This is a genomic window from Vibrio cyclitrophicus (genome assembly GCF_024347435.1).
Lineage (GTDB): Bacteria > Pseudomonadota > Gammaproteobacteria > Enterobacterales > Vibrionaceae > Vibrio > Vibrio cyclitrophicus.
On the sequence record NZ_AP025481.1, the window covers coordinates 167,264 to 185,175 of the forward strand.

The window sequence follows — 17,912 nt, forward strand, 5'->3', positions numbered from 1 at the left end:
GGCTTACATCTCGTCGATTTCGTTTTGTAGGTTTTCCAGCTGGTCTAGAATCAACAAGAACTTCTCGCCGAACGGCGTCACTTGGTATTCAACTCTTGGTGGCAGTTCGTTGAACATTTGCTTATCTAAAATCCCAAACTCTACATTTCGCTTCAAACATTCATTCAATACCTTGGTCGATAGCCCTTCTACTGAGCGCACCATTTCACCGGGGCGATTAATGCCATTTGCCAGTAATTGGTAAACCGTTAGCGACCATTTACAGCCATAGATGGTTTCCACCATGCGAGCTGAACGCTCTGGTGCTGATTTTCTTGAAAAAAAGTTTTCCTGATTTTTCATAAAGATGTACCAATAAGTACCTACCTAACCGATTTGTACTTACTATTCATAGTGTTAGTTCAAGGCCTAAGATTACCACGTTCACATGACTTAGGAGATAACAAAATGAACTTCACTAAAAATGGTATTGCAGTAGTAATCGGCGGCACGAGTGGCATGGGCTTTGAAACAGCGAAGCAATTAGTCGCTCAAAACATTCATGTGTTGGTTGTCGGCAATAACCCAACTAAGTTAGATAAAGCAGTGTCAGAATTGCAATCGTTAGGTCACGCTTCAGGTTGGCAAGCTAACCTTTATGATGAGGCGAGTGTGTCTCGCCTTATTGAACACCTTGAGTCGTTAGATGAAGGTATTGGTTACCTTGTTAATGCTGCAGGTTATTTCAACCCTAAAGCGTTTATTGAGCACCAAGAATCTGATTACGAGCAATATATGCAGCTGAATAAAGCAACCTTCTTCATCACTCAAGCGATAAGCAAATTGATGATCAAGAACGGCGGTGGCAGTGTGGTTAACGTTGGTTCTATGTGGGGTAAGCAAGCAATCAAAGCGACGCCATCTTCTGCCTATTCAATGGCTAAAGCTGGCCTGCACGCATTAACACAACACATGGCAATGGAACTGGCTGAGCATAACATTCGCGTGAATGCCGTGTCTCCGGCTGTGGTTAAAACGCCAATTTACGAATCATTCATTAAACCAGAAGAAGTGGACCAAGCACTAGAAGGTTTTAATGCGTTCCACCCAATTGGTCGAGTAGGTTTGCCGAAGGACATCGCTAATAGTATCTCTTTCTTACTGTCAGACAGTGCTGATTGGGTAACGGGTGCAGTCTGGGATGTTGATGGCGGTGTGATTGCTGGCCGCAATTAATTAGGATTCTTTTAAGGTGGCTGTCGCGCAGGAAAAATGCAGCGAGATGGCCTCTTTGATGAGTATTCGCGTAGAATAAAAGCTGGAAAGATAATAAGAATAATTATAACGATAACAAGAGTAAGGTCGCCATTATGTTCAACATGGACTTTTCAAAAAAACTGGTTATTGAAACCGAATCATTAGACTGGATTGCAAGCCCTGCTATAGGGGTATGGCGCAAGCCGCTTGAAAGAGAAGAGAAAGAATCAGGTCACACGACCAGTATTGTGAAGTACGATCCTGAATCTTCGTTTTCTGAGCACCCGCATCCGAAAGGCGAAGAAATCTTCGTGTTAGAGGGTGTTTTCTCTGATGAAACTGGAGATTTCCCTGCTGGCACTTATATCCGTAATCCGCCGGGAAGTGCGCATTCTCCATCAAGCAAAAATGGCTGTACGATCTTGGTTAAGCTTAATCAGTTTAATGCGAGAGACTTAACTCAAGTTCGTATCAATACCCTAGAAACGGAATGGCTTGCAGGTATTGGTGGCTTACAAGTTATGCCACTGCATGAGTTTGAGCACGAACATGTCGCTTTAGTGAAGTGGCCTGTCGGCGAACGCTTTCAGCCGCATCGTCATTTTGGTGGTGAAGAGATCTTTGTGTTGTCGGGCACCTTTAAAGATGAACACGGCGAGTACCCGAAACACACATGGATGCGTAGCCCTCACATGAGCGAGCATTTCCCTTATGTGGAAGAAGAGACTGTTATCTTCGTGAAAACGGGGCACTTGCCATTGGATTAGAGGAATGCTCCATATAAAGATGAAAAAGCCGCATTGCTTTGAGCAATCGGCTTTTTCAATTTTCACATATGGGCAGACTAGTAAGCGACACCAATACGTTGACGCGGGAACTTGCCAGCTTCTAGTTCATCAATCATCGCAATAGCGTAATCGCTGACGGATATTTTGCTGTTGCCATCTTCGTCGGTGAGCAGTTGATCACCACCAGTGCGGTAAGTTGATAGCTTATCGCCCGGGAAGATTTCTGCTGCAGGGCTAATGAACGTCCAGTTAACTTCGTTATCAGATTGTCTGAACACTTCAAGCGCTTCGCCCTGTGCTAGCGCTTCGTTTTTGTAATCCGCTGGGAAGTCAGGAACAGTAACTAACGGAATGTTTGGCGCCACTTCTAATGAGCCTGCACCGCCAACCCAAAGTAGGCGCTCGATACCAATGCTCGGTAATGTTTCCAGCAATTTAGTCGCAGTGTTTTTTACGATGTCGTGATTGCCCAAAGCACGTCCGCCAATCGAAGTGATTACTGCATCAACGCCGGATAGTGCGCTTGCTAGATTTGCGACTTCATCTTGTAAATCAAATGAACGAACCTCAACACCTTTGGTTTCTACTTTGCTTGCATCTCTTACTACAGCAACCACGTCGTGACCACGAGATTGAGCTTCTTGAGCAATGTGACTACCAATCCAACCTGATGCGCCTAATACTGCAATTTTCATAATGTCTCTCCAGTTATTCAATTTATTAAGTCGTTTTCTCGACAGCCATTGCAGTCTAATAGTTCACTAAGCTGCGATAAATATCATAAAATGATGTAGATTGTATCTATATGGTTATCTAATTGGCTTGTTAGGTGGCACAACTTGAATCAAACCGGATAATCAGTAAAAAGTTGGGAGTGTGTTATGGATAGGTTGACGGCGATGCGTAGTTTTGTCGAAGTGGCAAATTGTGCCAGCTTTACGCAAGCGGCAGAGCATTTGGATATGAGCCGTTTACAGGTATCGCGCCACGTTCAAGAGATCGAAGCGTGGCTAAAACAAAGACTTTTGCATAGAACAACTCGAAAGGTGAGTTTGACGGCGGCAGGGGAAATCGCATTACAACGCTGTGAAAAAATACTCCATGAGACCGCAGAGCTAGAGGTTACTGCGCTTAATCAAACCGATGATCTTTCCGGGACAATTCGAATCGCAGCGCCTATTGGGCTGACTCAAAACATGTTATTGGATGTGGTCGAGCAGTTCACTGAACGCCACCCTAATATTATGGTCGAACTTTTTGCTTCGGATCGTTTTACTCAGTTGGTGGATGAGCGAATTGATATTGCCCTTCGATATACCGATCAACCTGATGAAAACTTAATTGCCAGAAAGCTGATGGAAATCGACTCGGTTGTGTGTGCATCTGCTGCTTATATAGACAAGCATGGAGAACCTAAAACGATTGAAGAACTTCGACAACATAATTGCTTTCGCCACCTTAGTGTGACTAAATGGGATTTCGTGAAAGATAACCAACATTATTCAGTTGAGGTGTCTGGGACCATTAAAGCCAACGATGTTGAGGTGTTAACCCGAGCCGCACAGCATGGAAAAGGGATCGTACGCCTCCCATGCGATCTAGCGAATCCATTGATTGCTGATGGTAAATTACAAAAGGTGTTAGGGGGTTTTGTTTCACCGAGTAGTATACTTTGGGCGGTGTATCTATCACGCAGCTATCAACTCCCTGTTGTTCGTCAGTTTATTGATTTTGCTGCAGAAGCTTGGTCTAGCGATATTAAATCTGAGGATGTTTGAGGTTATATATCCTAAGTACACAAGGAATAAACATATAAATACAAAAATCCGATATCAAAGGTGATATCGGATTTGAACTCAATAATTCAGAGTTCCAGCACGCTCTCCTCTCACGAAGTCTTTACATGTAATGATGTACGGATAATCGGGTGTCTATCGCCTTTTCGTTGATGTCAGGTAAAGGTCGATACAAGCTTCTGGTTATGTCCGTCAATACTTGGTCGTATACTTTTGAAACGACGGTTGATATATCGCTTGTCAATTCGTACATGGTATCTGCCGGTTGAGTTGCTTCGGTGCTTGATGCGATCTCAGTGAGTGCATGCATCGCACGTGTACAAATCGGTGAGCCGCTACTGATAGGGCAGATCATTGATAATTGATTGAGCTTACGGTGTGTCTGAGATGCATAGAACTTGAATCTCGCATACTCTTCAGGTTTTTCCATATCAGGTATGCACATTCGTAGTTTGGTCAGGATTTCCATGCAATCCAAGATTTGTTGCCAATTCATATGGTATTCACTACTCATGTCTTCTCGTTCAGATTGAATCAGCCATATGATCATGACTTCATCCATCAAGAACATGCTGTGACGAATCGTCTTGCCGTGAATTGATTGGTTACGTACCAAAGTTCGGTTTTGCCAGTCACTGTGCATGGCGATGAGCTTGAGGTGATAGATGCGATACATAGGACGGCTATCGAACGACACATGAGATTGAAGCAGTTCAGATACTTCAAGTATGTTGTCGTAAATCTCATTCACTTTACGAATCGAGTCGCTAGACAACTTATAAGCAAGAGCGTAGTGTGTTGCGGCGCGATGTTTACGTGATAACAACAGTAGCTCTCTGAGTAGAACTAAAGTTTCAAACCTATGTGATAGCGCTGTCTGTCTCTTTTTTGAAAAGTGAAACAGTGCAGCAAGCACTGCAATCGATAAACCCACTGAAATAACTACAAACATATTCAACTCCTAATATTTGCATACCTACTTAGTGGTAGTGCAGACACCGTGCCAAAATAAATAAATCTTATATTTCAATTGCTTATGTTTTATCGGTAATCATGGGTGATCAATATTGGTGCATAAGGTCACCAATTGAGTGAAAACGTTTCAGTTATTGCGGTAATTTTTGAGAGGTTAAACTTATTGATTTGGTGTGTTTTAATACAAGGCTTTGTCATTAATCACACTCAATGCGCAGCATGTTTTAGGGCAAGATACAGAAACGAAAAGGCCTCACTCTTTATATGCTTTTAACTAGAAATAGCAATAAGTAGTGAGGCCTTTCAATATTCATTCTGACGTTTGTATCTATTTTGATGATTGCTGACCGTCAGTATTGAGAGTTAACGATTAAACGTTATGCAAGCTTAAGGTCGAACTCGGTGCGGTACATCACCATATCTTCAATGGTCAGTACTGGCATGTTGTGCATTTTACCGAAAGCAACGATCTCTGGCGCTTTTGCCATCGTGCCGTCTGGATTGGTTACTTCACACAGTACGCCTGCTGATTGAAGACCTGCCATTTGCATAAGATCCACAGTGCCTTCTGTGTGACCGCGGCGTGCAAGTACGCCACCTTTACGCGCACGTAACGGAAATACGTGGCCTGGGCGAGCAAGATCAGTAGGCTTAGCTGTTGGGTTTGCAGCTGTCTTGATCGTTGTTACACGGTCAGCGGCAGAAACACCTGTTGTTACACCCACTTTTGCTTCGATAGTTACGGTAAACGCAGTTTGGTTTGCGCTGTTGTTATCAACAACCATAGGTGGAAGTTCAAGTTGATTTGCTTGCTCGTCGGTTAGACACAGGCACACAATGCCGCTGCATTCGCGGATCATAAGCGCCATTTGAGCATTGGTTAGGTGTTCTACTGAGTAGATGATGTCGCCTTCGTTCTCGCGATCTTCATCATCGAGTAAAAGTACGCCACGACCTTCGCGTAGAGCTTGCAGTGCGTTTTCAACGCGAGTGATTGGTTCGCCAAATTCGGCAAGTAGTGAAGACTGATTCATGGTTAAACTCCTAAAATATCACCAGAATCAGGGCTGTATGAGGGATCTCAACCGAGCACAACAAAGCCAACTCATTACAAGTAGGCTTGTACCAATCGTACTATGATTGGCTTTAGCTCATTATGGTTTTATCCAAAACGAAATGCACCCGCCTAAGTTGGAGGTACGAACCCAATTCACGCGGGTGTGCCTTTCCAACTTAAACGAGTGTGTTTTCATTCTCTCTCATCCGGACTATGACCGTCGGCTCTGGCATCTCACCAGATCTGCTGACCTCGACGAATCGAGCGCTCGCGGGCTTATCTTTAGATTTTGCTAAGGACATACCGCCGGTGGGGAATTTCGCCCCGCCCTGAGAATAAAAATTAATACTCTGTTTTGCTTTTGAAAGCAGACCAGATGGTAATCCTTTCAATACTGGATTTAAAGGACTGACAGCAAAGTTTTTAAGATTCTGGTCGTATAACCCGGTAAGTGTTCACTTTATCAGCAGAACGCGTCAGGCCGTCTTTAGTGGTCTTTGCTGTCTCTATGAACATAAGTGGATGTTGAATGTTATTGGTGTTGGCGTGGCTGTTCACCGAATCAATACTCGATAGGTCTATTAATCGAATATCGTTACACCATGACGGCTGACTGACCGTTTTGACATAAAATTGATATTGGTGATGCTAAGCTGCGATAGCATCCGACCACTTCATCTAAAAGATCTTAGCCATGACTTCTCTGTTCTCTAACAAATCCAAAGGCTTATTGCTGCTCGTTCTAAGTTTGTATTCTCTCATACCTTTTTTGATCTTTGGATCGGACTTTGACCTTGGAAGTGCGGTTTTGCCTTTCTATGGCGCCTTCATGACGTTCGTGACGTACTCAGCAGGTAACCAAGGATTCTTGGTAACGCTAGCTGTTTTGTCTCTGGTATTGCTCGCGATGAAATTTTCCAAAGCTAAGATAGCCAGCCTTTGCCTGCAGCTTGGCCTGTTGTTGGTTCTTAGCTTTGCAGCGAAAACCTTCTTAAAGCATTCAACAGAAAGCCCTCGTCCTTATTCTGAGTATTTGGTGACGCAAGAAGTCGTTGAAATGCCCGAAGTGTTTTATGAACTGCCACTAATGGAAAAGAACGCAGCAATTGCATCTGTGCAAGATGAGGTGAGTGAGTGGCGAACGCGTCACTGGCTGGGTGAAACGGACTACTCTTTCCCATCTGGACACATGATTTTCGTCGGTGTGTGTTTGGCGTTCTTCGGTGGATTGTTTTTAGAAGCGAAGCGTTTTTATTTGGTAGGTGGTTTACTGGTTTGGGCTGGTGGTGTCGCTTACAGCCGAGTTTGGCTTGGCATGCATCGCCCAGAAGACTTAGCCGGATCTATTGCCTTTGCAGGTTTGATCTATTTATTGGTGCCGCTTATCTCAGAGCAAAAAATAGAACGCTATTTACCTGTATTTTTGAAATAGACTTCTTAGGGATTCTGCCTCACTGTAAAAGAAGGGCTCAGATTAGCAATACGAAATAAACGTTATTGATTGAGCCCTAGCTCTGCTTGTTTCTTTTTGGTTAGCCCTAATGAGACAACTCGGTGTGATTCAGTGAGGTAATATCTCAGTTCCTCATCCCTTTCTGATGTGCTTTCAAAAAGCTGAATCCACTTCATTCCGCGCGAAGCAAAGTAGGGCGCGGGTTTATATCCCTGCTCTTCTTTGAGAAAATCGAAATTCTGATCGGATGTCTTGAAGATAAACGCAGGCTCATCTTTCGGTCCCCAACCACCAATCGAAAACACCTTGCCACCCACTTTCCAAACGTGCGAGTTATTCCACTGCATCACATAACTGGTTGCAGGTAGTGACTCGCAGAATGCGTTGAATTCATCGTAAGTCATAGAATGTCCTTTTTATCGCTAAGGGGCTTGATCTGTGTTGATTCTCTAAGAATTTTCTTCTTCCCGTCTTTATCGCCACTCACTAGCTCACTAGTCCCTGCCAGATTGCCGTAAAGCCACTGATAGAACATAGCAGCAATGAACCAATGCGTATCTTCTCTTTAGGGATGCTTTGTGTCGTCATCAATGCCACCTTGTAACCCAACCAAGCTGCTGGCAGTAAAGGGATGGTTATGATCAAATGGTGCATGGTGAAGAAGCCAATCGGGATCTGTACCAGTAACGAGATGATCGAACTGAACACGAAAAACGCAGAAAGGTTACCACGAAGCTGATTGGCATCTTGGTGTTGTAGCAGCAGTGCCATCGGTGGACCACCAATACCCGAACTGGTGCCAAAGAACCCAGAAAAGAACCCCGCAATACCCATCTTAGTTGGGGTTGGTTCGAGTCTAAAGGGCAGTAGGCTAACAATCACGGCAAATACGACCAATAAGCCCAACCATAATGACAACACGCTCGTTGAAACCATCACCAACAAAGCTCCGCCTGCCAGTGAACCCGGAATGCGGCCCAGCAATGCGATTTTTAATCCGCCAATAGAAATATTCGCTCGATGTTTAAAAGCGTTAAATATAGAAATGAATAGGCCAACGAGACAGATAGGCGCAGGTACATAGTCTGGAGAGACCAAAAACAGCAGTGGGGCTGCCACTATAGCCAAACCAAAGCCGATTGCGGTTTGCACAAACGAGCCGACAAAAATGAGTGCCATTGCTATAAGGACAGTCTGATCGATGTATTCCATAAGCCTGCGGATTAGTTTTAAAGGATCGGGTGGGTACTATAAATTAAAACGAAAATAATAGTCTTATTATTCAGTGATGTTTATGTAAATATCGACCGTTTTCATCGTTGATATAACGTGCAACGAAAAAGAGAGTGGATACCTCAAGATGTTATCCTTCAATAATCACTCTCTTTATTGGAATGACTGTTAGTTTTTCGCTGATGGGGGTGTCAGCATAAAACGTTAAGCCATTGCCAATTTCAGTCGTTCAATGGGTTTGTCATTGATGGGTAAATGAATAAGTGCTGCTGCAAACGCCAGTACTACCGTTGACCACCAGATTGGCTCGTAAGAACCGTAGTAATCGTAAATACGACCGCCAACCCAAGCGCCTAGGAAGCTACCTACTTGGTGAGTAAAGAACACCAAACCGTACAACGTCGACAGGTAACGAGCACCGAAGATCTGACGAACTAAGCCAGAAGTTAGCGGAACCGTACCCAACCAACAAAAACCAATCGCCGCACCGAAGATAGCCGCGGTTGACTCAGTAACAGGCAAAGTGACAAACGCTCCGATAACCACGGTACGCACTAAGTACAGTGCCGACATTACATGACGCTTGCTGAACTTATCGCCCATTACACCCCAGAAGTAAGACCCGAAGATGTTGAAGATGCCAACGTAAGCCAGTGCCATTGCTGCGCTGCTCGCCGGTAGGTCTTTGTCTGCTAAGTAGCTAGGTAAGTGCGTTGCTATAAACATTACATGGAAACCACACACGAAGAAGCCTGCGTGAATTAACCAGTAACCTTTATGAGCAAATGCTTCAGACATTGCTTTTTTCAGAGTTTGGTTCTCTTCTGCTTGCGCTTGTTTGTTTGAGGCTACTTTAGGCGCTCGCATAAACAGGGCAAAAGAGATCATGAAACAACACAGCACGCCAAACACTTGCATTGCACTCTGCCAATCAAATTCGTTCAGCATGTATTGCGCGCCCGGAATCACCGCGAACATACCAAATGAACCAGCAGCAGTGGTTAAGCCAAACGCTTTAGCCGAATGCTCTGCAGGTACTACTTTGGCTACCGCGCCTAACACGATTACATAACTTGTCGCACTTAACCCAAGGCCAACCAGTGCACCCAGTGAAACGTAAAGCATGCTCGATTCGGTAGAAATTGAGGTAAGAAGTAAACCCAAACCGTAAGCACATGCGCCTGCAATAATGATGCGTCTTGCTCCCCATTTGTCAGCGGCCATACCAACAAAAGGCTGGAACACGCCGAACAAAAGGTTTTGTAGAGCAACCGCGAAGCTGAAAAACTCTCGACCCGTGCCGAAATGCTCTGAAATTGGCATCATGAAAATGCCGAATGATTGTCTGACCCCTAGACTGATAATAAGTGTGCCTATCCCAAGCCATACCAGTAAAGGAAAACGGAAAATGCTCATTCTAATACTCTTAAATTAATGGTGGTGTGAGTGGTCTTGCTCTGACATGGGTTGTTCAGTCATATCATGGTGATGTTCGTGCCCGGAGTGCTCATGCGCTGACTGCTGGTGGCAGCCACTGCTCACGGCATGCTGAGCCAAAAGATCAATCAATGGCTGACTGTGATGCACAATAACCAAACTAATGACGAGAAATAGCATCATCCTGGCCAATTGGGCAAAAAGAGATTGTGAAAACATAAGGTGTTTACATTAGCTCACTGTTGTAAGAGGCCGCGCATCATAATGACGAGTGGTTAATGTATCAAATGACTATTTGTGATTTATTTTATGCGTTTTATGCATAGATTTATTCGTCGTGAGTATTCGAGCGAAATATGACCAGTAAATAGAAAAAATGGATGTTCGCTGGTTAATCTATAAAATCCTGAGATTCAGAATAAAAGATCAAAATCGAGAGTTTAAGTTATTGCTTTATATTGGTTTTCACAAAGCTGTAAAAACTAATATACAAACTAATCACTAACCAACATCGTTCGTTCACTCGACTTATTTGTTAAACATCGTAAATTTGGGCGTAAATCGTTTCAAAACTACTGAAACGCGATGTTAAAAGATTCAGGGAGAGTCATTCACATGGATAAAGATCATAACTTTCGCGAAAACTTACTGGCACTGATCTTAGGTAGCGCACTGGTTTCACTCGGCGTTATCTTTTTCAATCAGGTCGGTTTGCTCACTGGAGGCACGGCTGGTTTAGCAATTTTCATTACCAAAGTAACTGACTTAAGCTTTGGCCAAGTGTTCTTTGCACTCAACTTACCTTTCTATATTTTGTCGGTTGCTCGTATGGGCTGGCGTTTCACCGTCAATACCTTTATTGCCGTTTCGATTGTTTCGTTCGCTGTGGATCACTTGTATCACGTGATTCAAATTGCCGAAATTCATGCATTGTATGCTGCGTTATTGGGTGGTGGCCTAATTGGTACAGGTATGCTGGTGATTTTCCGTCATAAGATGAGTTTAGGTGGCTTCAACATTTTGGCGTTATTCTTACAAGAACGTTTTGGTATTCGAGCGGGCAAAGTTCAGATGGCGTTAGACTGTACGATTGTAGTGCTTTCACTGTTTATTGTTGACGTGTCACTGGTTCTATTGTCTGTGCTTGGTGCGATAGTCACCAACTTGATTCTAGCGATGAACCATAAGCCTGGGCGCTATCAACCGGTCGTCAAAGCGGAAGCAGCGTAGTAAGTGGAAGCAGAGTAGTTAGGTTCGCTCAAGCACTAGGTTAGCTTAAGCAAAGTGATTTGCAGATTATAAAAACAACAAAGCCAGCATCAATTGCTGGCTTTGTTCTATTTCAATGCAACGATTAACAGTTGTTGCAATCGTTGTCTGGCTTGAGTTCGCAATCAATCACATTGCCTTGTTGATCAAGTGACAGGTTACAGCACTCTTCAAACAGGTTCTTAAGATCCCAACGACTTTTCTGAACGCGAGACTTAACCGTTGAGTAGCTGACGTTTTGCGCCTCTGCGATCTCTTTCTGGCTTTGGCCTTTGATGTCGACAGCAAGCAGTAACGATGAGCTTTGTTCTGGCAGTACCTGAATAAAAGGTTCAATACACAATGAGAGCTTTTGTTTGAACTCAGAGTCGTGGTCTAAATCGGTAAACCACAGATCTTCAGCATCAATTTGGCTATCACGTTGTTGGCGTGCATGCTTACGGTAGAAGTCGATAATCGTGTGATTGGCTAATTGGAATAGCCACGACTTTACGTTGCTCGCATCTTGTACCTTATCTAAGTTCTGATAAGTCTTAATCAAGATATCTTGAAGCAAGTCGTCTACATCCGCAGAGTTGTTGACCTTGGAATACAGGAATGACTTTAACGCTTGCTGATATTCAGCCCAAACCTGTTCTAAGTCCAAAGATGCCCTATTCAAAGGTGCCTTAGTTGCACTGTTCATTTACGCAACACTCGTCTTGTAAGAAATCAATCACGCCTTCTAGACATTCATACTCCGCCACGCAGAATAACGTTCTTCCTTCTCGTCTTTGGCTGATTAAACCCGCAGACGCCAAGCTTGATATGTGATGAGACAAGGTAGAACCGGGAATGCCTAGTTCTTCTTGTAGGCCGCCAACTGCAATGCCTTGGTAGCCAGCTTTAACAACACTTTTATAAATGGTTAGGCGAACAGGGTGGCCCAACTCTTTAAGTGCTTTCGCAACGACTTCTAAGTTCATATTAACCCCTCAAGTTTTAATTTCGATGTTAGTCGAAATATAAGAACAATTCAAATTTAAAAACTGTGGCTATGTAAGTCATTGGAAAATAGTGTTTTCCAAAATTTATTTCGATATTTATCGAAATAAACCTTGAACTGTAGCTGTTTATTTCTATAATTCGAGAATATTCGAAATTAAGGGTTAGTTACTTTCCTCATAGAGTCCCGCCTTAAATCCAGTTTGGAGTTATTATGAGCAATGAAATGTTAACAATGCTAAAAGACGCACTTGATATGTTCGCTTTCTTAGCAGTAGAGCTAATCATCCTTTTTTTGGCGATCAGCTACATTGTTGGGATTCTGCAAGAGTTTCTTACGCCAGAAAAGATTCAATCTATCTTGAGCTCACGTAACGGTAAGGGCTATGTGGTTGCTGCACTATTGGGTGCGATTACGCCTTTCTGTTCATGTTCGACGATTCCTTTCCTAAAAGGATTGCTGCGTGCAAGAGCAGGTTTTGGTCCAATGATGGTGTTCCTATTCGGTAGCCCACTCTTGAACCCGGTGATCATTGGCTTGTTCGTGATTACGTTCGGCTGGCAAGTGGCTGTGTTCTACTTCTTAGTAGCAATGACGGTATCGGTAGTCGCAGGTTACGCACTTGAGAAGCTTGGCTTTGAGCGTTACGTAAAACCTGAAGCGTATGAATCGTCAGGTTCAGCTTCAAGCTGTGGGACTAGCTGTGATGACTCTGCCCCTAAGAAAGCAGTACCTGTTAAAGCGGAATCTTCATGTGGTACAAGTGCATGTGGTGAGCCTGCGCCTGTAATGGCAAAAGAGACATCTTGCTGCGATTCGAAAAAAGAAGAACCACAAGTGACTGTGTCAGGCTGCTCAACGGATGGAAGCGCGACGGCTGAAATCGTAGAGAAGAAAGAACCTAGCCGTTGGATGAGAATTTGGTTCTCAACTTGGAAAGACTTCAAACAAGTATTCCCTTATCTAATGATGGGTATCGCGATTGGTTCATTCATCTACGGCCTCATTCCTACAGACCTCATTGCACAGTACGCTGGTGAAGGTATGTGGTATGCGATTCCAGTAGCAGCCGTGATTGGTATTCCACTGTACATTCGTGCTGAAGCGGTAATCCCACTAAGTGCAGCTTTAGTACAGAAAGGTATGGCGTTGGGTTCAGTAATGGCATTGATCATTGGTAGTGCAGGCGCAAGTTTAACGGAAGTTATCCTGCTTAAATCAATCTTTAAGAATCAAATGATTGCAGCATTCCTATTCGTTATCCTAAGCATGGCGATGGGTGCAGGCTTCCTATACAGCTTCATCTTTGGTTAATCAGGCCTGATTTCGAGATAACACCATCGATACTGAGAGGTAAATAAGCAAAAGAGCTCAACTAAGTGAGCTCTTTTTTTGTTTAGATAATTAGCTAGGAGGTTAGAAACCGCGAATATCAAGCTCATTGTTGATCAACACAACACACTGAGAAGCAAACAACATGTTTGGACCTAAGCTGATTTTCTCTGTCCCTAAACGCTTCAAGCTGTTGTAGCTTTTCTTTGGCATAGGGATATGGTCAGTTAGAAGGAAACATGGGTTTTCCGCAATCTCTGCGTCACGGATAAAGTCGCCTTTCTTATCCATCATGTACAGCTGGTGGTCTTCTGCCAGTTCTTTAACCAACTTTTCAAAGCTCATAGTACGAACAGTGATGCCCGGTTCAACCTGACGTGTCTGTTCTTTTGTCATACCTTGAGAAGCGTCAACCGCTCTTACTACCGCAGATAACAATGCAGACTCATGGAAGCCACCAATGTTAGTGATTTCGTTTGAATCGAATGTAATGGTACGTGAAAAGTCTTTAGTACTTTCTAACACAAGGTGCACGGTGACATTCTCACGGTGAGATTGAGCAACGAAGATCGTGTTCATCAGAGTATGAGCCAGAATCTCAGTATGAGCATCTTGCCCAACACCTTCTAAGATAAGTTTGCTCTCTGTAGGGGCTGCGCGAGCGCGTAATACAAATGAACGCATGGAATGTACCTTGTCAGTATGTGATAAAGCTAAACGGACTTTATCAACATGAATTTATGAATAACCAAAATTGTGGCGGTATGTAACTCTTTTCTATTAATGAAGTCAAATAGAGTTGCTTATAGCGCCAACCAGAAGAACTCTGCGTATTAAATAGAGAATGACCACATTACAAGATGGTAAGGGTTGAAGCGACCCAATGTTTATGTAGATAGTATGCGCAAATTATTAGGTGACTTACTTAAGGAAGTAGTCGATGAAGTTACAGAAAATCAATAAAGAAGAATATAGAAAGAAGATGAACCTGCTGTTGGTTTCGTTAGTTGGGTCACTCGCCTTGTTTGCTATCGTATTCGGTAGCGTTCTGATTGAACTTTTTGGTTTAGCTGGATCTATTAGTGGGGAAGCGACAGGCAATTTCCATTTGAATGTACTCGGGGTGATTTTATCAGTCGTACTGAATGCCTTTATCGCGAGTCGTGTGAAAGGGCATAATTACTTTAAAGAGGCGCTTTATGTGTGGAACCTTAAACAAACTCACAATCAAATCTATCGTAAGCTCAAGCGTATTCAACCGAAAGCTGAGCAAGGTGATCGAGAAGCATTAACTATCCTTTACTTCTATTACACTACGCAAAAACAGGTATACGACCTAGACAACAACACATTGACGATAAAAACAGTTCAGCAATCGCTAGATAACATCCAAGAACTGAGTGAGAAATGGAGCATTGAGCTAGATATAGAGGCTTTTTCGAAAGATTTAATCGCAAAATTTTAAGTGATATGCCCACTATTGTATGAGCTTTGAGCTACGAAAGAGCCTTTTGACGTAAAAGTAGCCACTTAAGCAAGTTTTTTGAATTTTTATCAAAAAAGGGGTTGCCATGTTTTCGATGATCTCTATAATGCCGCCTCACTGACACGGTAGACGCCACAAGGCTTCAGCAGTAATCAGTAAGACGGAAAGTTCGAAAGAAATTAATTTTAAAAAGTGTTTGACACTTAAGATTAAATCGCTAGAATTCACGTCCGCTTTCAAGGGTTTCTTTGTAAAAAGAAAGTTTCGATAAGCAAAGCTCTTTAACAATTTAAACCTATCAATCTGTGTGGGCACTCGTTGATGAATATCAAAACGTTTTATCTTCCCTTTTTATTAAGAGAAGTAAAACAGATTCCTCGGAATCAACTTTGGTTTCAATGAACTGAGTGACCAATACGAATAACTACTTTCTCTTGTGGAAAGAAAGTATTTGGCACAGTCAATTCATTACCATTCTGTTCCTATTTATTTAAGAAGAGAGGGGTAATAGCTTTAGAATTACATGTTCATTTTCGAATGAATATTAGTTTTGAAGTCAGTATTCGTTGAGTCACAAAATCTTAAATTGAAGAGTTTGATCATGGCTCAGATTGAACGCTGGCGGCAGGCCTAACACATGCAAGTCGAGCGGAAACGACACTAACAATCCTTCGGGTGCGTTAATGGGCGTCGAGCGGCGGACGGGTGAGTAATGCCTAGGAAATTGCCTTGATGTGGGGGATAACCATTGGAAACGATGGCTAATACCGCATGATGCCTACGGGCCAAAGAGGGGGACCTTCGGGCCTCTCGCGTCAAGATATGCCTAGGTGGGATTAGCTAGTTGGTGAGGTAATGGCTCACCAAGGCGACGATCCCTAGCTGGTCTGAGAGGATGATCAGCCACACTGGAACTGAGACACGGTCCAGACTCCTACGGGAGGCAGCAGTGGGGAATATTGCACAATGGGCGAAAGCCTGATGCAGCCATGCCGCGTGTATGAAGAAGGCCTTCGGGTTGTAAAGTACTTTCAGTTGTGAGGAAGGGTGTGTAGTTAATAGCTGCGCATCTTGACGTTAGCAACAGAAGAAGCACCGGCTAACTCCGTGCCAGCAGCCGCGGTAATACGGAGGGTGCGAGCGTTAATCGGAATTACTGGGCGTAAAGCGCATGCAGGTGGTTCATTAAGTCAGATGTGAAAGCCCGGGGCTCAACCTCGGAACTGCATTTGAAACTGGTGAACTAGAGTACTGTAGAGGGGGGTAGAATTTCAGGTGTAGCGGTGAAATGCGTAGAGATCTGAAGGAATACCAGTGGCGAAGGCGGCCCCCTGGACAGATACTGACACTCAGATGCGAAAGCGTGGGGAGCAAACAGGATTAGATACCCTGGTAGTCCACGCCGTAAACGATGTCTACTTGGAGGTTGTGGCCTTGAGCCGTGGCTTTCGGAGCTAACGCGTTAAGTAGACCGCCTGGGGAGTACGGTCGCAAGATTAAAACTCAAATGAATTGACGGGGGCCCGCACAAGCGGTGGAGCATGTGGTTTAATTCGATGCAACGCGAAGAACCTTACCTACTCTTGACATCCAGAGAAGCCAGCGGAGACGCAGGTGTGCCTTCGGGAGCTCTGAGACAGGTGCTGCATGGCTGTCGTCAGCTCGTGTTGTGAAATGTTGGGTTAAGTCCCGCAACGAGCGCAACCCTTATCCTTGTTTGCCAGCGAGTCATGTCGGGAACTCCAGGGAGACTGCCGGTGATAAACCGGAGGAAGGTGGGGACGACGTCAAGTCATCATGGCCCTTACGAGTAGGGCTACACACGTGCTACAATGGCGCATACAGAGGGCAGCAAGCTAGCGATAGTGAGCGAATCCCAAAAAGTGCGTCGTAGTCCGGATTGGAGTCTGCAACTCGACTCCATGAAGTCGGAATCGCTAGTAATCGTGAATCAGAATGTCACGGTGAATACGTTCCCGGGCCTTGTACACACCGCCCGTCACACCATGGGAGTGGGCTGCAAAAGAAGTGGGTAGTTTAACCTTTCGGGGAGGACGCTCACCACTTTGTGGTTCATGACTGGGGTGAAGTCGTAACAAGGTAGCCCTAGGGGAACCTGGGGCTGGATCACCTCCTTATACGAAGATACTTACGATGAGTGTCCACACAGATTGATTAGGTTTAGAAAAGCAAAGAGATGAAGAACTCCCAAGTTCTTCAAGGTTTGTTTCTACTTTTTAAAGTAGAGATAAATTAGCAGTGTCCCGTTCGTCTAGAGGCCTAGGACACCGCCCTTTCACGGCGGTAACAGGGGTTCGACTCCCCTACGGGATACCACTTCCTTCAAGAAGTAAAAAGGGTCGTTAGCTCAGTTGGTAGAGCAGTTGACTTTTAATCAATTGGTCGCAGGTTCGAATCCTGCACGACCCACCATTTCCTCCCAAGGAAATAAAATTTGGGGCGATTAGCTCAGTTGGGAGAGCACCTGCCTTACAAGCAGGGGGTCACTGGTTCGAGCCCGGTATCGCCCACCATTTCCTCCCAAGGAAATAAAAATATGGGGCTATAGCTCAGCTGGGAGAGCGCCTGCCTTGCACGCAGGAGGTCTGCGGTTCGATCCCGCATAGCTCCACCATTCCTTCCATAAGGAATTAAAACTTTTATGGGCGATTAGCTCAGTTGGGAGAGCACCTGCCTTACAAGCAGGGGGTCACTGGTTCGAGCCCGGTATCGCCCACCATCTTTAAACATTCTTTGATGACAACAGTCTGAAGAGAGTTTTTAAAAATGGTTTTGAAAGTTTAAAACTTGAAAAACTCTTGCTCTTTAACAATTTGGAAAGCTGACTGATTTGATTACTTACGA

At 44.1% G+C, this 17,912-nt stretch carries 17 protein-coding genes, 5 tRNA genes, 1 rRNA gene and 1 riboswitch; of the genes, 13 read left to right on the top strand and 10 right to left on the bottom strand.

Annotation, left to right across the window (positions count from 1 at the left end; translation table 11 throughout):
* Window positions 1-3: 3 nt before the first annotated feature.
* Window positions 4-342, bottom strand: a complete 339-nt coding sequence (locus tag OCW38_RS15760) for a winged helix-turn-helix transcriptional regulator (RefSeq protein ID WP_004733017.1) — start codon at window positions 340-342, stop codon at window positions 4-6.
* Window positions 343-447: 105 nt separating this feature from the next.
* Between OCW38_RS15760 and OCW38_RS15765 the strand changes: the two genes are divergently transcribed.
* Both OCW38_RS15765 and OCW38_RS15770 read left to right on the top strand, forming a co-directional pair.
* Window positions 448-1,215: an SDR family NAD(P)-dependent oxidoreductase gene (locus tag OCW38_RS15765; RefSeq protein ID WP_016767017.1), complete on the top strand. Its 768-nt coding sequence runs from the start codon at window positions 448-450 to the stop codon at window positions 1,213-1,215.
* A gap of 134 nt (window positions 1,216-1,349) precedes the next feature.
* Window positions 1,350-2,003, top strand: a complete 654-nt coding sequence (locus tag OCW38_RS15770) for a cupin domain-containing protein (protein WP_016784397.1) — start codon at window positions 1,350-1,352, stop codon at window positions 2,001-2,003.
* A 77-nt stretch (window positions 2,004-2,080) separates the two neighbouring features.
* Here the strand turns inward: OCW38_RS15770 and OCW38_RS15775 are convergent, their stop codons facing one another.
* Window positions 2,081-2,719 (bottom strand): NAD(P)-dependent oxidoreductase, encoded by a 639-nt coding sequence (locus OCW38_RS15775; protein WP_016767019.1) that lies wholly within the window; start codon window positions 2,717-2,719, stop codon window positions 2,081-2,083.
* 186 nt (window positions 2,720-2,905) lie between these two features.
* Here OCW38_RS15775 and OCW38_RS15780 point away from each other — a divergent pair, with 186 nt between their 5' ends.
* Window positions 2,906-3,802: a LysR family transcriptional regulator gene (locus OCW38_RS15780; protein ID WP_016767020.1), complete on the top strand. Its 897-nt coding sequence runs from the start codon at window positions 2,906-2,908 to the stop codon at window positions 3,800-3,802.
* 121 nt (window positions 3,803-3,923) lie between these two features.
* Here the strand turns inward: OCW38_RS15780 and OCW38_RS15785 are convergent, their stop codons facing one another.
* Both OCW38_RS15785 and ribB read right to left on the bottom strand, forming a co-directional pair.
* Window positions 3,924-4,772: a hypothetical protein gene (locus tag OCW38_RS15785; protein WP_010433054.1), complete on the bottom strand. Its 849-nt coding sequence runs from the start codon at window positions 4,770-4,772 to the stop codon at window positions 3,924-3,926.
* A gap of 400 nt (window positions 4,773-5,172) precedes the next feature.
* Entirely contained in the window at window positions 5,173-5,829 is a 657-nt protein-coding gene (ribB, locus tag OCW38_RS15790) for a 3,4-dihydroxy-2-butanone-4-phosphate synthase (RefSeq protein ID WP_004733029.1), read from the bottom strand.
* 213 nt (window positions 5,830-6,042) lie between these two features.
* Window positions 6,043-6,193: riboswitch (FMN riboswitch) on the bottom strand.
* A gap of 353 nt (window positions 6,194-6,546) precedes the next feature.
* On the opposite strand from ribB, the gene OCW38_RS15795 reads away from it, so the two are divergent.
* Complete coding sequence (locus tag OCW38_RS15795) at window positions 6,547-7,284, top strand: phosphatase PAP2 family protein (RefSeq protein WP_016767022.1); 738 nt, start codon at window positions 6,547-6,549, stop codon at window positions 7,282-7,284.
* A gap of 62 nt (window positions 7,285-7,346) precedes the next feature.
* Here OCW38_RS15795 and OCW38_RS15800 read toward each other — a convergent pair whose 3' ends face one another.
* The 3 genes from OCW38_RS15800 to OCW38_RS15810 form a co-directional block, all read right to left on the bottom strand.
* Window positions 7,347-7,709 carry an MmcQ/YjbR family DNA-binding protein gene (locus OCW38_RS15800; RefSeq protein WP_010433062.1) on the bottom strand — a complete coding sequence of 121 codons (363 nt, stop codon included), beginning with the start codon at window positions 7,707-7,709 and terminating at the stop codon, window positions 7,347-7,349.
* Window positions 7,710-7,791: 82 nt separating this feature from the next.
* Window positions 7,792-8,517, bottom strand: a complete 726-nt coding sequence (locus OCW38_RS15805) for a sulfite exporter TauE/SafE family protein (protein WP_010433065.1) — start codon at window positions 8,515-8,517, stop codon at window positions 7,792-7,794.
* A gap of 225 nt (window positions 8,518-8,742) precedes the next feature.
* Window positions 8,743-9,954 (bottom strand): MFS transporter, encoded by a 1,212-nt coding sequence (locus OCW38_RS15810; protein WP_016767024.1) that lies wholly within the window; start codon window positions 9,952-9,954, stop codon window positions 8,743-8,745.
* A 636-nt stretch (window positions 9,955-10,590) separates the two neighbouring features.
* Between OCW38_RS15810 and OCW38_RS15820 the strand changes: the two genes are divergently transcribed.
* The gene (locus OCW38_RS15820; protein ID WP_010433071.1) at window positions 10,591-11,205 is read left to right on the top strand and encodes a YitT family protein; all 615 of its coding nucleotides are present in this window, start codon (window positions 10,591-10,593) and stop codon (window positions 11,203-11,205) included.
* Between the two features lie 124 nt (window positions 11,206-11,329).
* Here the strand turns inward: OCW38_RS15820 and sigZ are convergent, their stop codons facing one another.
* Together sigZ and OCW38_RS15830 are read right to left on the bottom strand one after the other, a co-directional pair.
* Entirely contained in the window at window positions 11,330-11,929 is a 600-nt protein-coding gene (sigZ, locus tag OCW38_RS15825; RefSeq protein ID WP_010433074.1) for an RNA polymerase sigma factor SigZ, read from the bottom strand.
* Entirely contained in the window at window positions 11,913-12,209 is a 297-nt protein-coding gene (locus OCW38_RS15830) for an ArsR/SmtB family transcription factor (RefSeq protein ID WP_010433077.1), read from the bottom strand. Before OCW38_RS15830 ends, sigZ begins: the two co-directional genes overlap by 17 nt.
* 233 nt (window positions 12,210-12,442) lie before the next feature.
* On the opposite strand from OCW38_RS15830, the gene OCW38_RS15835 reads away from it, so the two are divergent.
* Window positions 12,443-13,543 (top strand): permease, encoded by a 1,101-nt coding sequence (locus OCW38_RS15835; protein ID WP_016767025.1) that lies wholly within the window; start codon window positions 12,443-12,445, stop codon window positions 13,541-13,543.
* Window positions 13,544-13,645: 102 nt separating this feature from the next.
* On the opposite strand, the gene trmY is transcribed toward OCW38_RS15835, so the two are convergent.
* Window positions 13,646-14,245 carry a tRNA (pseudouridine(54)-N(1))-methyltransferase TrmY gene (gene trmY, locus OCW38_RS15840; protein ID WP_004733046.1) on the bottom strand — a complete coding sequence of 200 codons (600 nt, stop codon included), beginning with the start codon at window positions 14,243-14,245 and terminating at the stop codon, window positions 13,646-13,648.
* Between the two features lie 256 nt (window positions 14,246-14,501).
* Here trmY and OCW38_RS15845 point away from each other — a divergent pair, with 256 nt between their 5' ends.
* The 7 genes from OCW38_RS15845 (at window position 14,502) to OCW38_RS15875 (ending at window position 17,787) form a co-directional block, all read left to right on the top strand.
* The gene (locus OCW38_RS15845) at window positions 14,502-15,026 is read left to right on the top strand and encodes a DUF3087 family protein (RefSeq protein ID WP_016767026.1); all 525 of its coding nucleotides are present in this window, start codon (window positions 14,502-14,504) and stop codon (window positions 15,024-15,026) included.
* 604 nt (window positions 15,027-15,630) lie between these two features.
* Window positions 15,631-17,185: ribosomal RNA gene (locus tag OCW38_RS15850) — 16S ribosomal RNA — on the top strand.
* A gap of 123 nt (window positions 17,186-17,308) precedes the next feature.
* Window positions 17,309-17,384, top strand: a tRNA-Glu gene (locus OCW38_RS15855).
* A 20-nt stretch (window positions 17,385-17,404) separates the two neighbouring features.
* Window positions 17,405-17,480: transfer RNA gene (locus tag OCW38_RS15860), tRNA-Lys, on the top strand.
* A 25-nt stretch (window positions 17,481-17,505) separates the two neighbouring features.
* Window positions 17,506-17,581: transfer RNA gene (locus tag OCW38_RS15865), tRNA-Val, on the top strand.
* Window positions 17,582-17,606: 25 nt separating this feature from the next.
* Window positions 17,607-17,682: transfer RNA gene (locus OCW38_RS15870), tRNA-Ala, on the top strand.
* A gap of 29 nt (window positions 17,683-17,711) precedes the next feature.
* Window positions 17,712-17,787 (top strand) — tRNA-Val (locus OCW38_RS15875).
* The last annotated feature ends 125 nt before the right edge of the window (window positions 17,788-17,912 follow it).

Bases quoted from the DNA above. Each gene is read 5' to 3' on its own strand.
- OCW38_RS15805 (WP_010433065.1), bottom strand. From the start codon at position 8,517: ATGGAATACATCGATCAGACTGTCCTTATAGCAATGGCACTCATTTTT.
- OCW38_RS15820 (WP_010433071.1), top strand. From the start codon at position 10,591: ATGGATAAAGATCATAACTTTCGCGAAAACTTACTGGCACTGATCTTA.
- OCW38_RS15830 (WP_010433077.1), bottom strand. From the start codon at position 12,209: ATGAACTTAGAAGTCGTTGCGAAAGCACTTAAAGAGTTGGGCCACCCT.
- OCW38_RS15835 (WP_016767025.1), top strand. From the start codon at position 12,443: ATGAGCAATGAAATGTTAACAATGCTAAAAGACGCACTTGATATGTTC.
- OCW38_RS15760 (WP_004733017.1), bottom strand. From the start codon at position 342: ATGAAAAATCAGGAAAACTTTTTTTCAAGAAAATCAGCACCAGAGCGT.
- OCW38_RS15800 (WP_010433062.1), bottom strand. From the start codon at position 7,709: ATGACTTACGATGAATTCAACGCATTCTGCGAGTCACTACCTGCAACC.
- OCW38_RS15810 (WP_016767024.1), bottom strand. From the start codon at position 9,954: ATGAGCATTTTCCGTTTTCCTTTACTGGTATGGCTTGGGATAGGCACA.
- OCW38_RS15780 (WP_016767020.1), top strand. From the start codon at position 2,906: ATGGATAGGTTGACGGCGATGCGTAGTTTTGTCGAAGTGGCAAATTGT.
- OCW38_RS15795 (WP_016767022.1), top strand. From the start codon at position 6,547: ATGACTTCTCTGTTCTCTAACAAATCCAAAGGCTTATTGCTGCTCGTT.
- OCW38_RS15775 (WP_016767019.1), bottom strand. From the start codon at position 2,719: ATGAAAATTGCAGTATTAGGCGCATCAGGTTGGATTGGTAGTCACATT.
- trmY (WP_004733046.1), bottom strand. From the start codon at position 14,245: ATGCGTTCATTTGTATTACGCGCTCGCGCAGCCCCTACAGAGAGCAAA.
- ribB (WP_004733029.1), bottom strand. From the start codon at position 5,829: ATGAATCAGTCTTCACTACTTGCCGAATTTGGCGAACCAATCACTCGC.
- OCW38_RS15785 (WP_010433054.1), bottom strand. From the start codon at position 4,772: ATGTTTGTAGTTATTTCAGTGGGTTTATCGATTGCAGTGCTTGCTGCA.
- OCW38_RS15770 (WP_016784397.1), top strand. From the start codon at position 1,350: ATGTTCAACATGGACTTTTCAAAAAAACTGGTTATTGAAACCGAATCA.
- OCW38_RS15765 (WP_016767017.1), top strand. From the start codon at position 448: ATGAACTTCACTAAAAATGGTATTGCAGTAGTAATCGGCGGCACGAGT.
- OCW38_RS15845 (WP_016767026.1), top strand. From the start codon at position 14,502: ATGAAGTTACAGAAAATCAATAAAGAAGAATATAGAAAGAAGATGAAC.
- sigZ (WP_010433074.1), bottom strand. From the start codon at position 11,929: ATGAACAGTGCAACTAAGGCACCTTTGAATAGGGCATCTTTGGACTTA.